General features: G+C 42.3%; 12 protein-coding genes and 1 riboswitch. Of the genes, 9 read left to right on the forward strand and 3 right to left on the reverse strand.

Annotation, left to right across the window (positions count from 1 at the left end):
• The first annotated feature begins 13 nt into the window (after nt 1-13).
• From resA to aroD, 8 genes are all read left to right on the forward strand, one after another.
• A complete protein-coding gene (gene resA, locus ACMX2I_RS09480; RefSeq protein WP_414956776.1) occupies nt 14-553 on the forward strand; it encodes a thiol-disulfide oxidoreductase ResA in 540 nt (179 codons plus the stop codon).
• Entirely contained in the window at nt 550-2,160 is a 1,611-nt protein-coding gene (resB, locus tag ACMX2I_RS09485; protein ID WP_414956777.1) for a cytochrome c biogenesis protein ResB, read from the forward strand. Before resA ends, resB begins: the two co-directional genes overlap by 4 nt.
• 37 nt (nt 2,161-2,197) lie before the next feature.
• Nucleotides 2,198-3,373, forward strand: coding sequence for a cytochrome c biogenesis protein ResC (gene resC, locus ACMX2I_RS09490; RefSeq protein ID WP_414956778.1), 1,176 nt, complete (start codon nt 2,198-2,200; stop codon nt 3,371-3,373).
• Nucleotides 3,374-3,454: 81 nt separating this feature from the next.
• Nucleotides 3,455-4,177, forward strand: coding sequence for a DNA-binding response regulator ResD (gene resD, locus ACMX2I_RS09495; protein WP_087990574.1), 723 nt, complete (start codon nt 3,455-3,457; stop codon nt 4,175-4,177).
• Entirely contained in the window at nt 4,174-5,943 is a 1,770-nt protein-coding gene (gene resE / locus ACMX2I_RS09500) for a sensor histidine kinase ResE (protein WP_202327355.1), read from the forward strand. Before resD ends, resE begins: the two co-directional genes overlap by 4 nt.
• Before the next feature lie 204 nt (nt 5,944-6,147).
• The gene (sigX, locus tag ACMX2I_RS09505) at nt 6,148-6,732 is read left to right on the forward strand and encodes an RNA polymerase sigma factor SigX (RefSeq protein WP_202327357.1); all 585 of its coding nucleotides are present in this window, start codon (nt 6,148-6,150) and stop codon (nt 6,730-6,732) included.
• Nucleotides 6,668-7,774 carry a sigma-X negative effector gene (locus tag ACMX2I_RS09510; RefSeq protein WP_414956779.1) on the forward strand — a complete coding sequence of 369 codons (1,107 nt, stop codon included), beginning with the start codon at nt 6,668-6,670 and terminating at the stop codon, nt 7,772-7,774. Before sigX ends, ACMX2I_RS09510 begins: the two co-directional genes overlap by 65 nt.
• A gap of 109 nt (nt 7,775-7,883) precedes the next feature.
• Entirely contained in the window at nt 7,884-8,651 is a 768-nt protein-coding gene (gene aroD, locus ACMX2I_RS09515) for a type I 3-dehydroquinate dehydratase (RefSeq protein ID WP_414956780.1), read from the forward strand.
• 65 nt (nt 8,652-8,716) lie between these two features.
• Here aroD and ACMX2I_RS09520 read toward each other — a convergent pair.
• A protein-coding gene (locus ACMX2I_RS09520) for an IS3 family transposase (RefSeq protein ID WP_414955925.1) occupies nt 8,717-9,867 on the reverse strand; the annotation gives its coding sequence in 2 pieces (ribosomal slippage) (nt 8,717-9,594 and nt 9,594-9,867; 1,152 coding nt in all).
• A 117-nt stretch (nt 9,868-9,984) separates the two neighbouring features.
• Nucleotides 9,985-11,562, reverse strand: a complete 1,578-nt coding sequence (gene serA, locus ACMX2I_RS09525; protein ID WP_148961456.1) for a phosphoglycerate dehydrogenase — start codon at nt 11,560-11,562, stop codon at nt 9,985-9,987.
• A 206-nt stretch (nt 11,563-11,768) separates the two neighbouring features.
• A riboswitch (FMN riboswitch) is annotated at nt 11,769-11,904 on the forward strand.
• 154 nt (nt 11,905-12,058) lie between these two features.
• On the opposite strand from serA, the gene fmnP reads away from it, so the two are divergent.
• Nucleotides 12,059-12,631, forward strand: coding sequence for a riboflavin transporter FmnP (gene fmnP, locus ACMX2I_RS09530; RefSeq protein ID WP_414956781.1), 573 nt, complete (start codon nt 12,059-12,061; stop codon nt 12,629-12,631).
• Between the two features lie 39 nt (nt 12,632-12,670).
• Here the strand turns inward: fmnP and ACMX2I_RS09535 are convergent, their stop codons facing one another.
• Complete coding sequence (locus tag ACMX2I_RS09535; protein WP_003225461.1) at nt 12,671-12,919, reverse strand: ferredoxin; 249 nt, start codon at nt 12,917-12,919, stop codon at nt 12,671-12,673.
• Nucleotides 12,920-13,092 lie beyond the last annotated feature (173 nt).

A 13,092-nucleotide genomic window follows, 5' to 3' on the forward strand; every position in this document is an offset into this window, starting at 1 on the left:
GGGGCAGTGGACAATGAAGAAAAAAAGGCGTTTATTCATTCGGACCGGCATCCTTCTCGTTTTAATCTGCGCGCTTGGCTATACGATTTACAATGCTGTATTTGCCGGCAAAGAGAGCATATCCGAAGGGTCCGACGCACCGAATTTTGTCCTTGAAGATACGAATGGGAAGCGTATCGAGCTCAGAGATTTAAAAGGGAAAGGTGTTTTTTTGAATTTCTGGGGTACATGGTGTGAACCGTGCAAAAAAGAATTTCCTTATATGGCGAACCAATATAAGCATTTTAAAGACAAAGGTATTGAAGTTGTCGCGGTAAATGTTGGGGAGTCAAAGATAGCAGTACATAATTTTATGAAATCCTACGGAGTCAATTTCCCGGTTGTTCTGGATACAGATCGCCAAGTGCTTGATGCCTATGACGTATCTCCGCTTCCGACAACCTTTTTAATCAATCCGGAAGGAAAAGTTGTCAAGGTGGTGACCGGCACTATGACAGAAAGCATGATCCATGATTATATGAATCTGATAAAACCCGGAGAGACTTCGGGATGAAGCAAGTCAAATGTGAATGCGGACATGTAAACCCGGTCGGAACCGTTCTATGTGAATCGTGCGGAAGAGCTCTCCAAGACACTCAGCCTCCGCTTGCTGATATGAGATATGACGGAAGCGCAAGGCGTTCACAAACTTATAACAAAACGATTATTGATAAAATTTGGAATTTCTTTTCTTCGGTTAAGGTTGGAATCTGGCTTATCATGATAACCCTTGCTGCATCAGCATTCGGCACCATTTTTCCCCAAGAAGCCTATTTGCCTCCGGGCGCACAGGCTGACACCTATTACAAAGAGCAGTATGGCACATTTGGTCAGCTTTATTATTTGCTCGGATTTCATCATTTATATGGTTCTTGGTGGTATTTGCTGCTTATCGCCTCGATCGGCATTTCACTCGTGATTTGCAGCCTCGATCGGGTCATTCCGTTGTACAGGGCGTTAAAGAAACAAGGTGTCAAAAGGAGTCCTGCTTTTTTAAGAAGGCAGCGCTTGTTCAGTGAAACGGATACTGGATTGGATGGGGAAGCAAAAGAAAAGGTTGTAGCTCTCTTAAAGAAAAAGCATTATAGAATCAGAGAAAAAGAGGGTAGCATTCTTGCCGAAAAAGGGCGTTTTTCCCGCTGGGGCCCGTATGTCAACCACATTGGATTGATTATCTTTCTGATTGGTGCGATGCTGAGATTTGTGCCTGGCATGTACGTTGATGAGACACTTTGGGTCAGAGAAGGCGAGACCGAGGCAATACCGGGAACAGACGGTAAATATTATTTAAAAAACAATCAATTCAGCGTAGAGACCTATAACAGTAAAACGGAAAAAAAGGTATTCGCAGATGCCATTGACAGAGTCGGGGACGGGAAAGTGGCAAAGAACTTTCAAACAGATGCCGTACTCTACAAGAGAGAAGGAAAAATTGTTTACGGTGAGAAGCCAAAACTGAAAAAAGTATCAGAAGAGGATATCCGAGTCAATCAGCCGCTGCGTTTTGATTCTTTTTCCGTTTACCAGGTGGATTATAAAGAGAATCAGCTTGATCAAATGGTGTTTCAGCTTATAGACAAAAAAACAAAAAAATCCTTTGGGAGCATGAAGATCAACCTTTTGGATCCAAATTCGGTTTATGATCTTGGCAACGGTTACAAAATTGAAATCGCCAGCTACCTGCCCGACTTCTATTTTAATCAGGACGGGGAACCGAGCACGAAAACAAAGATCCCTAACAATCCGGCTTTTGTCTTTAATGTCATAACACCGGACAAACCGAAGGGTGAAAAGAGCTTTGTCGCCATCCAAGAAACAATCGAAGGCTCCGGCAGCAATAAATACAAGCTGAAATTTGACCATGTCGAAACGAAAAGCATTACCGGACTTACAGTCAGAAAGGATCTGACACTTTGGGTGCTTGCCGTCGGCGGAGCTATTTTTATGATCGGTGTCATTCAAGGAATGTACTGGCAGCACCGAAGAATCTGGCTGCGCTCACAGGGCGGGGCAGTTATGGTGGCGGCGCATACCAATAAAAACTGGTATGGCCTTAAGAAGGATTTAGCATTTGCATTGGCTGATTCCGGACTGACTGAACCGGCGGACCAAAAAGAATGAATCAAAATACAGAAATAGGCGAAAAGGGAGTGATGACATGGCAGAGCTGAGCGGAAATTTTCTTTATGCGGCCTTTCTTGTGTATTTAATCGCTGTCCCGATTTTCGGCGGGGCCATACGAGGAAATAAAGATCAAAAGGGCAAGCCAAACCGATGGGCCAACATTGGAATCACTCTTTCTATTATCGGTTTTCTTTGCCACCTTGGATATTTCAGCACAAGGTGGGCTGCCAGCGGCCATGCGCCTGTCAGCAATATGTTTGAATTCACCACCGCCTTTGGCATGATGCTCGTTTTAGCGTTTATTATTCTTTATTTTATCTATAGATTGCCTTCATTAGGCTTGTTTACGCTGTCAATCGCTTTATTGCTGATTGCATACGCCAGCATGTTTCCGACGGATATCTCGCCATTAATTCCATCCCTGCAGAGCAATTGGCTGTATATTCACGTAACAACGGCCGCGCTTGGGCAAGCTATACTTGCCATCAGCTTTGTCGCAGGTGTCATCTTTCTTTTGAAGCATGTAGACCAGACAAAACGCAGCAAAAAAACCTTCTGGCTTGAAGCGATTATGTTTATCCTCGTCACAACCGCCGCTTTTATTTTGATCACATCAGCATTTCGTCTTGCAGGCTATGAGGCGGAGTTCAACTGGGTGGATAAAAATAAGGAAAAAAGCGTGATGGTGTACGAAATGCCTGCGCTTGTCGGCCCGCATCAGGGAGAGCTTTTGACCGAGGAGAAAATGGAGCCGCTTGTTGAGCTTCCTGCTCTTTTCTCAGGCAGAAAGGTGAACACTGTCATTTGGTCATTTGGCGCAGGGCTGGTTTTGTACGGTGCGCTTCGTCTGATTATCAGAAAAAGAATCAGTGCCCTTTTACATCCGCTTGTGAAAAACGTCAATCTTGATCTGGTGGATGAGGTTGGGTACAGGGCCGTATCAATCGGGTTTCCGATCTTTACGCTCGGCGCGCTGATCTTTGCAATGATTTGGGCTCAGCTCGCGTGGACCAGATTTTGGGGCTGGGACCCGAAGGAAGTATGGGCGCTGATCACCTTTTTGTTTTATGCCGCGTATTTGCATTTAAGACTGTCAAGAGGCTGGCACGGTGAGAAGTCAGCATGGCTGGCCGTAATCGGTTTTGCTATTATTATGTTTAATTTAATATTCGTAAATCTAGTGCTTGCCGGACTTCATTCTTATGCTTAGTCCTAAGAAAGCGACACAGTTCTCAAACTTTCTCACGATTTGATAAAATGAAAGTAACAGAAGGAAAGCAGGGGGAAAACGATGGACCAAACGAACGAAACCAAAATATTAGTAGTTGATGACGAAGCCAGAATTCGCCGCCTTTTAAGAATGTATCTGGAACGTGAAAATTATGTCATAGACGAAGCGGAAAATGGTGATGAAGCCATTGCCAAAGGACTTGAAGCCAATTATGACTTGATTTTGCTTGATCTGATGATGCCGGGGACTGATGGAATTGAAGTGTGCCGGCAACTTCGGGAAAAAAAAGCGACACCAATCATCATGCTGACCGCAAAAGGAGAAGAAACAAATCGGGTGCAGGGGTTTGAAGCGGGAACAGATGATTATATTGTCAAGCCGTTCAGCCCGAGAGAAGTCGTGCTGCGGGTAAAGGCCCTTTTGAGAAGAGCATCCCAAACCTCTTATATCAATGCCAATACACCGACGAAAAATGTGCTTGTGTTTTCACATCTGTCCATTGACCATGATGCCCACCGCGTAACGGCTGAGGGAACAGAAGTAAGCCTAACGCCGAAAGAGTATGAGCTCCTACACTTCTTAGCGAAAACTCCTGACAAAGTGTATGATCGGGAAAAGCTTCTCAAAGAAGTGTGGCAATATGAGTTTTTTGGTGATCTGCGGACAGTGGACACTCATGTTAAACGCCTGAGAGAGAAGCTGAACAAGGTATCCCCGGAAGCTGCGAAAAAAATTGTCACCGTATGGGGTGTAGGCTATAAATTTGAGGTAGGCGCTGAATGAAATTTTGGAAAAGCGTAGTAGGCAAGCTGTGGTTTACGATCCTTTCACTCGTTTTGATCGTATTATTTATTTTAACGGTTCTTTTGTTGGAGTTTATTGAAAATTACCATGTGGAAGAAGCCGAGAATGATTTAACACAGCTTGCGAATAAAGTTGCTGTCATCTTAGAAAATCACGAGGACCAGGCGCTGGCAAGATCAATCACTTGGGAGCTCGCTGATAACTTAACAAGCATTGCAATCATTCAAGATGAGAAACAGTATTGGTATTCTCCGAATGATAAAAATCGCCTGTCGTCTATTACGGTTGAGCAAATACAGCATGACAATGACTTAAATCAAGCTCTCCAAGATCATAAAAAAGTAAGCAAACGATCGGGGCTGAGCGATACAGACACGGATAATGAGCGTCTGATTGTAGGTGTCCCGTATGAAAAAGACGGAAAGAAAGGCATGGTCTTTTTATCCCAGTCTTTGCTTGCCGTTAAAGATACAACAAAACACACGACCCGCTATATTTTTCTGGCCGCGGGGATTGCGATTGTACTGACCACGTTTTTCGCTTTCTTCTTATCAAGCAGGGTCACGTATCCGCTTCGAAAAATGAGAGAGGGCGCACAGGACTTGGCTAAGGGCAAGTTTGATACAAAAATCCCAATTTTAACTCAGGATGAAATCGGTGAACTGGCAACTGCTTTTAATCAAATGGGGCGGCAGCTTAACTTTCATATTAATGCGCTCAATCAAGAAAAAGAGCAGCTTTCTAATATTTTGAGCAGTATGGCTGACGGGGTCATTACCATTAATATTGACGGTACGATTCTTGTGACAAACCCGCCGGCTGAACGTTTTCTTCAAGCTTGGTATTATGAGCAGAACATGAATATTAAAGAAGGGGATAATCTTCCGCCTGAAGCAAAAGAGCTGTTCCAAAACGCTGTCAGCACCGAAAAAGAACAAATGATAGAAATGACGCTGCAAGGCAGATCATGGGTGCTTTTGATGTCGCCGCTTTATGCGGAAGCGCATGTCAGAGGAGCGGTTGCCGTGCTGCGCGATATGACGGAAGAACGACGCCTTGATAAGCTGCGTGAGGATTTTATCGCAAATGTCAGTCATGAGTTGAGAACACCGATTTCCATGCTTCAGGGATACAGTGAAGCGATTGTCGATGACATTGCAAGCTCTGAAGAAGACCGAAAAGAAATTGCTCAAATTATTTATGATGAATCGCTGCGAATGGGTCGCTTAGTCAACGATCTGCTTGATTTAGCCCGAATGGAATCAGGCCATACAGGCTTGCATTATGAAAAAATCAATGTTAATGAATTTTTAGAGAAGATCATCCGGAAATTTTCCGGCGTTGCTAAAGAAAAAAATATCGCTTTACATCAAGACGTTTCTCTCATAGAAGAGGAATTTATGTTTGATGAAGACAAGATGGAGCAGGTATTTACCAATTTGGTCGATAACGCGCTGCGGCATACTTCATCCGGCGGCAGTGTTTCTATTGAAGTCCATTCTGTGAAGGATGGATTGAAAATCGATATCAAAGACTCTGGATCCGGTATACCGGAAGAAGATCTCCCTTTTATCTTTGAGCGGTTCTATAAGGCAGATAAAGCGAGGACAAGAGGCAGAGCAGGAACCGGACTTGGGCTGGCTATTGTTAAAAATATCGTGGAGGCCCACAACGGGTCAATTACGGTGCACAGCCGAATGGATAAAGGAACGACATTTACATTTTATATTCCGACAAAACCATAAAATCAAGTCTGAATTTGCCGAAGAATCTTGTTCCATAAGAAACACCCGCTGATCTTAGCGGGTGTTTTTTTAAAAGCCAATATTAATAAAATTTAAGGATATGTTAATATAAATTCCCTTCCAAATTCCAGTTTCTCGTAATATAGTTGTAATGTAACTTTTCAAGCTATTAATACGACAAAAAAGTGAACGGAGGGGTTTCAAATGGAAGAAACCTTTCAATTGTTATATGATACTTATCATCAAGATTTATACCAGTTTTTATTTTATATGGTAAAGGATAAAAACCAGGCTGAAGATCTTCTTCAGGAGGTTTATATCCGGGTATTACATTCTTATCATACGTTTGAAGGAAGAAGCAGTGAAAAAACATGGCTTTTGTCTGTCGCGCGCCATGTTGCGATAGATTGGTTCCGTAAACAGCAGACGATCAGACAGCGTATACTCGGCACATTTGATTGGGATACACAGGATGTCAGAGATCAGCAATTGCTTCCGGATGAACTTGCGGTTCAAAATGAAAATGTCCGGGAAATTTATGCTGCGCTTGATCAATGTACGATCGATCAAAGAGCTGTGATTATCTTGCGGTTTATTCAGGGATATTCAATACAGGAAACAGCCAATGCTCTGCGCTTCTCGGAAAGCAAAGTCAAAACGACCCAACACAGAGGGCTCAAAGTACTTCGGAAACATATGGAGCTTTTGAGGGAGGAGCTAATGGATGATGAAGTCAGATTGGAACGAAGAGCAGATAAAGGAGTTGTTAAGTCAACTTCCGGCAGTTAAAGACCATCGTTCGCCCCAAGATATTTACAAGCGGCTGACGATGGCAAAAATCAAAAAAAAGCCAGCTATTAGGTGGATTGGCCCCGCGTGTGCCACTGCAATTGCGGTTTATATCGCCTTCATTATTTCTCCTCAATTCTTTGATCAGGCACAACCTCAACAAAAAGAAGCGTCCCAAGAGAACGCTGTGACGAAAACTGAGACAGCAGACAGCCCAAAGGCTGCATCATCCTTGGATCAGACATCGTATGTTGTTTCTGAAAAGGAACAGAACAATTACATCACTGTAGCGATTGCTGATGCCGAAACATCCGCAATTATACCTCTCAGCATCAAAAAAACAAACGAAGACCAAACGATACAGGAGATGTTGTTTGAAAGCAGTGAACTGGGTATTTTGGATCATGCCATTACGATCCCATCCTTCATAGATGAAATAGAGGTAAAGGAAAAACCAAACCAGAAGGAATTAAGTATACGAGTCCATCAGCCGGTTCAGGATTTTTCTGTAAAAGATGATACACTGTTAAAAAAATTGCTGAAAGAATCTTTAAAATGGAGTCCTTATGAAAAAATCAAATTTTTATCGGATCAAAACGATGGTGGCATCCGTATTGGCTCATATGGCACTTTTACGGAAATTTCGATTCCCAAAAAGTCGAAAAGAGCCTACTATTTGTACCGAAATAAACAAGGACAAGACTTTCTCGTACCATCAGAAAAAACATTTGATACGGTAAAAGAAGCGATTAAGGAAATGGAATCGAGCAACCAACAAGATACAACACCTCTTTTTCAAGCGGGAGCTGTCAAATCTGTAACGAAGAAAAAGAAACACTTATATATCCACTTCTCAAAAGACTCAGGAGTTGACGATTCTATTGCTGGTATCTTAATGCTTGAAGGACTTCTTTTAACAGCAAAGGAATTTGGTTTTACAAAGGTGACCTTTACGGAAACCAGAACAAAAAAAATCGGCAGGTATGACGTATCAGGTGCTATTCCGGTACCTGCTGCTCCAAACCCCATCTCTTTAAACTAAAAGTGGCCCTCAGGGTCTTTTTTAGTTACCTTTCATATAATAGGAATTTTCAAAAAATAGTTGTGCGTGTATAATAAAACAAGGTAACGATTGAAAGGATTTGAGATGAGTGAACGTGTTAACAATCAAAGGAGTTTCCATCGGAGAAGGGATGCCGAAAATCATCATTCCGTTGATGGGAAAAACGGAAAAACAAATTTTGAACGAAGCAGAAGCTGTAAAATTACTGGACCCGGACATTGTGGAGTGGCGAGTCGACCTATTTGAAAAAGCAAACGACAAAGAAGCTGTCACACAGATGATTTCTAAGCTTCGGGAGTCTTTAGCTGACAAGCTGTTTCTATTTACCTTCAGAACCCATAAAGAAGGGGGCAGTATGGAAATGGATGAAAGCTCATATATTGCCTTGCTGGAAGCGGCAGTCCAGACAAAAGACATCGATCTTATTGACATTGAATTATTTTCAGGAGATGCAAATGTGAAAGCGTTAGTATCGCTGGCAGAAGAACATAATGTCTATGTGGTGATGTCAAATCATGATTTTGAGAAAACGCCTGTGAAAGATGAAATTCTTTCGAGACTTCGAAAAATGCAGGATTTAGGGGCGCATATTCCAAAAATGGCTGTCATGCCGAATGATACAAGGGATCTCTTAACGCTGCTTGATGCAACGTATACAATGAAAACAAAATATGCAAACCGTCCAATCATTACAATGTCCATGGCTGCAACAGGACTAATCAGCAGACTGAGCGGCGAGGTTTTTGGATCAGCTTGTACTTTTGGCGCCGGAGAAGAGGCGTCGGCACCTGGTCAAATACCTGTTTCTGAGCTGAGGAGTGTCTTAGATATTTTGCACAAAAACATACGAAAATAAAACAATAAAAAACTCAAGCTATATGGGACTGACCCCCGTTTTTGAGACAGGGATCAAAACACCTTTCAAACAGCCAATTGCCGATAGCTTATCGGTGATTGGCTGTTTAGTTTCGTTTGAATTCGAATATTGTTATAATAATAAATGTATTCTTTGACAGTGCGTTCTACGATGGCGGTCGTGGTTCGATCAATGCTGTTAAGATAGAACGTTTCAGACTTTAGTGAGGAATGAAACGATTCGATGGAGGCATTATCAGCGGGCGTCCCTTTGCGGGACATGCTCATGGTAATGCCTTTTGTTTTAACAGCTTTCTGATACTCGTAAGATGTATACACAGATCCTTGGTCACTATGTAACACGCAGTTCTCAGGCAGTGTTGGCAGTTGATCAAGTGTGTGTAAGACAAAGTCTGTGTCCTGCTTATCTCCAATCGTAAAAGCAATCACTTCTCCATTGTATACATCCAATATACTGGAAAGGTACAATTGCTTCTGTCCATAAGGCAAATACGTGATGTCCGTTACTAGTTTTTCAAGAGGATGATCAGACTGAAAGTTCCGATCTAATATATTATCGACCACGGCATATGGCTGCCCATTCTTCTTGCGCTTTTTCACCTTAACCCGGCACTGCCACTGATTTTTCTGCATAATACGCTGAACCGTTTTATGGTTAATACACATTCCCTTTTTTAATATAGCTGTAATTTTTCGATATCCATATCGATACTTGTGCTCTCGGCACAACATGCCGATTTGTCTTTCTAAATGCTGTTTAGGTTGATCCTTCGTCAGATTCTTCTTCCAACGATAATAAGACGCTCGGGAGATACCTAAATGAAAACAGATATCTTGTACGGTCATTGATCGGTGCAATACTTCTACAAGTTCGACTGACGTTTGGCTATCAACTTCCTTTCCAATTCGTTGTACTTTTTTAAAACTTCATTCTGTTGTCTCAGGTAACGATTCTCTGCCTGCAGTTTCTCTAATTCGGAAGAATACTCCGGACCTTTTCCATAAGTGTATTGCTTACCAACAGGCTGTTCAAATCGATGTGTATCACCAGCCTTATACCATCTGACCCATGTCTTAATCTGCGTATTATTTTTGATATTCAACTCCTGCATGATCTCTTTCATAGGTACGCCTGCCAATCTCATTTCTACAGCCTTCTGTTTCACTTCAAGCGGATAACTCACTCTTGTCCCCATAGAAAAAACACCTCCAAGTCTAATTTCGGATAACAACGATCCGTTTTCAAACTTGAAGGTGTTTTTTATTTGTCTCATTTTATGGGGTCAGTCCCATATAGCTTGAGTTTTTTTGATTTATGGAAGATCAATGAGCTTAACAGATACAATATCGGGAACTTCTGTTAGTTCTTTCACGATTTTATCTTCCAAATGTCTGTCAAAGGAAAGCATCATGATGGCTTCTCCGCCTTTTTCTTTACGGCCAACCTGCATGGTTGCAATGTTAATATCGTTATCTCCGAGAATACGTCCTACTCGGCCGATGACACCTGTTGTATCCTGATGCTGGATATATACCAAGTGACCTGTCGGATAAAAATCGATATTAAAGCCGTTGATCTCGACAATACGTTCTCCGAAATGAGGGATATACGTAGCCGTCACAGTAAAGGTGCTACGGTCTCCCGTTACTTTTACGCTGATGCAGTTATCGTATCCAGATTCAGAAGAGGAAATTTTTTCACTGAAGCTGATGCCGCGTTCTTTTGCGACACCGCCGGCATTGACTTCGTTAACAGTTGAGTCAACGCGCGGTTTTAAAAAGCCTGACAGAAGGCTTTTTGTAATGAACGATGTTTCAAGTTTAGCAATTGTGCCTTCATACTGAATGGCAACATCCTGTACCGGCTCTTTCATGCATTGGGATACTAGGCTGCCAATTTTTCCTGCGATTTGATGGTAAGGCTTAATCTTAGCGAATTCATCTTTTGTCATGGCTGGCAGGTTGATAGCTGACATGACAGGAAGACCTTTTGCGAACTGCAGAACTTCTTCTGACACTTGAGCCGCGACATTCAGCTGTGCTTCTTTAGTCGATGCTCCCAAGTGAGGAGTTGCAATGACTAATGGATGATCAACGAGTTTATTGTCAACAGGCGGTTCAACTTCAAAAACGTCAAGCGCCGCTCCGGCAACATGCCCGCTTTCCAAAGCTTCGAGAAGTGCAGCTTCATCGATAATACCGCCTCGCGCGCAGTTAATTAAGCGAACACCTTTTTTCGTTTTTGCAATCGTTTCTTTATTCAACAAGCCTTTTGTTTCTTTTGTTAAAGGCGTGTGAACAGTAATAATATCCGCGCTTTCAAGCACTTCTTCAAATGTACGGCTGTTTACACCGATTTTTTTCGCTCTATCTTCAGTTAAGAAAGGATCAAAAACGTGAACGGTCATACCGAACGCTCTCGCACGTTGTGCGATTTCGCTTCCAATTCGGCCTAATCCAACAATCCCAAGCGTTTTCCCGTAAAGCTCTGAACCGACATAAGCCGTGCGGTTCCACTCTCTGGATTTCACGGAGATATTAGCCTGAGGAATGTGTCTCATTAAAGAAGAGATCATCGCAAATGTATGCTCAGCTGTCGAAATGGTGTTGCCGTTTGGAGCGTTAATTACGATGACGCCGTGTTTAGTCGCCTCGTCAATATCGATATTATCTACACCGACACCGGCTCTTCCGACAATTTTTAAAGAAGTCATTTTGTTGAAAAGGTCTTCTGTTACTTTTGTTGCGCTTCGCACCAAAAGAGCATCGAAAGTATGTAATTCATCCTCTGCATCTGCTGCGTTTTTTTGAACGATTTCAATAAAGTCTGATTCAATAAGTGGCTGTAAGCCGTCGTTGCTCATTTTGTCTGAGACCAATACTCGAAACATCGTTAGATTTCCTCCTAAATTGACAAACTAAATATCTGATAATTTAACATATTCTCAATAGAGTGTCAACGTGTATTGACGCAGTAAAGGGTAAAAGGAAAGCTTGAAAATCAATATTTTCACAGCTTTTGGGTATTATTTATAATTTGAAGCAATTCTCTATACAGGCAACAAGTTATCGTTTATAATGGAACTAAATTCATATGATCAATCTTCGGGGCAGGGTGAAATTCCCTACCGGCGGTGATGAGCCGATGGCTCTAAGCCCGCGAGCTGTTTTTCACAGCAGGATTCGGTGAGATTCCGGAGCCGACAGTACAGTCTGGATGGGAGAAGATGGAGGTTCATAAGCGTTTTGAAATTTATTTCTCAAACGTTTCTTTGCCTAGCCTAATTTTCGAAACCCCGCTTTTTTTAGATGAAGCGGTTTTTTTTATTGGCTAGAAAAGAACCTTTCCGTTTTCGAGTAAGATGTGATCGAAAAGGAGAGAGTGAAGTGAAAGTGAAAAAATTAGTTGTGATCAGTATGCTGAGCAGCATTGCTTTTGTTTTGATGCTGTTAAATTTCCCGTTTCCGGGGCTTCCGGATTATTTGAAAATTGATTTTAGCGACGTGCCCGCTATTATTGCCATTCTGATTTACGGTCCTTTGGCGGGAATTGCCGTCGAAGCGATAAAAAACGTTCTTCAATATATCATTCAGGGAAGCATGGCCGGAGTTCCTGTCGGGCAGACTGCGAATTTTATCGCAGGAACACTCTTTATCTTGCCGACTGCTTTCTTATTTAAAAAGCTGAGCTCAGCAAAGGGGATTGCTGTCAGTCTGCTTCTGGGAACTGCAGCGATGACCGTTTTGATGAGTATTTTAAATTATGTACTGATTCTTCCGGCTTACACGTGGTTTTTACATTCGCCGGCATTATCCGAAAGCGCGCTGAAAACAGCGGTCGTCGCTGGTATTCTGCCGTTTAACATCATAAAAGGCATTGTGATTACGATTGTTTTCTCACTTATTTTCATCAAGTTGAAGCCATGGATTGAACAGCAGCGAAGCGCTCATATCCATTAAAATATAAAAAGCTCCCGCAGGGGAGCTTTTTCCATACTTCTATTCAAATTTAAGCGGGTCGCCTTCAAATGGCTCATCCGCCACTTTGATGGAATCAGTAGGACATCCTTCAAATGCGTCAATCATATCTTCTTCCAGTACCTCAGGAACTTCAACAACGCCTTTGTTTTCATCAAGCGTTACGAACGCGATGCCTTCATCATCGTAATCGTAAATGTCTGGTGCAGCAGCTCCGCAAGCGCCGCATGCAATACATGTATCTTTGTCTACGATTGTGTACTTTGCCATGAATAAAACCTCCCAGATTGTTCTTGGTGGAACAAATGGATCAATCTTTATATTTAATCAATTTAACACCTATTCCTCTTACTTATTGTAATGATGTTGCTGCCACATTTCAACAGAAAAATGATTGAGAATGCTTATCACATAAGGGGTTATCTACATAACATCCCCCCTAA

Origin of the sequence: Bacillus sp. SW14 (genome assembly GCF_047608225.1) — a bacterium.
Taxonomy (GTDB): Bacteria; Bacillota; Bacilli; order Bacillales; family Bacillaceae; genus Bacillus; species Bacillus subtilis_G.

Excerpts from the sequence above, each read along its gene's own strand:
- resA (WP_414956776.1), top strand. The coding sequence starts at position 14 with ATGAAGAAAAAAAGGCGTTTATTCATTCGGACCGGCATCCTTCTCGTT.
- resB (WP_414956777.1), top strand. The coding sequence starts at position 550 with ATGAAGCAAGTCAAATGTGAATGCGGACATGTAAACCCGGTCGGAACC.
- resC (WP_414956778.1), top strand. The coding sequence starts at position 2,198 with ATGGCAGAGCTGAGCGGAAATTTTCTTTATGCGGCCTTTCTTGTGTAT.
- resD (WP_087990574.1), top strand. The coding sequence starts at position 3,455 with ATGGACCAAACGAACGAAACCAAAATATTAGTAGTTGATGACGAAGCC.
- resE (WP_202327355.1), top strand. The coding sequence starts at position 4,174 with ATGAAATTTTGGAAAAGCGTAGTAGGCAAGCTGTGGTTTACGATCCTT.
- sigX (WP_202327357.1), top strand. The coding sequence starts at position 6,148 with ATGGAAGAAACCTTTCAATTGTTATATGATACTTATCATCAAGATTTA.
- ACMX2I_RS09510 (WP_414956779.1), top strand. The coding sequence starts at position 6,668 with ATGATGAAGTCAGATTGGAACGAAGAGCAGATAAAGGAGTTGTTAAGT.
- serA (WP_148961456.1), bottom strand. The coding sequence starts at position 11,562 with ATGTTTCGAGTATTGGTCTCAGACAAAATGAGCAACGACGGCTTACAG.
- ACMX2I_RS09535 (WP_003225461.1), bottom strand. The coding sequence starts at position 12,919 with ATGGCAAAGTACACAATCGTAGACAAAGATACATGTATTGCATGCGGC.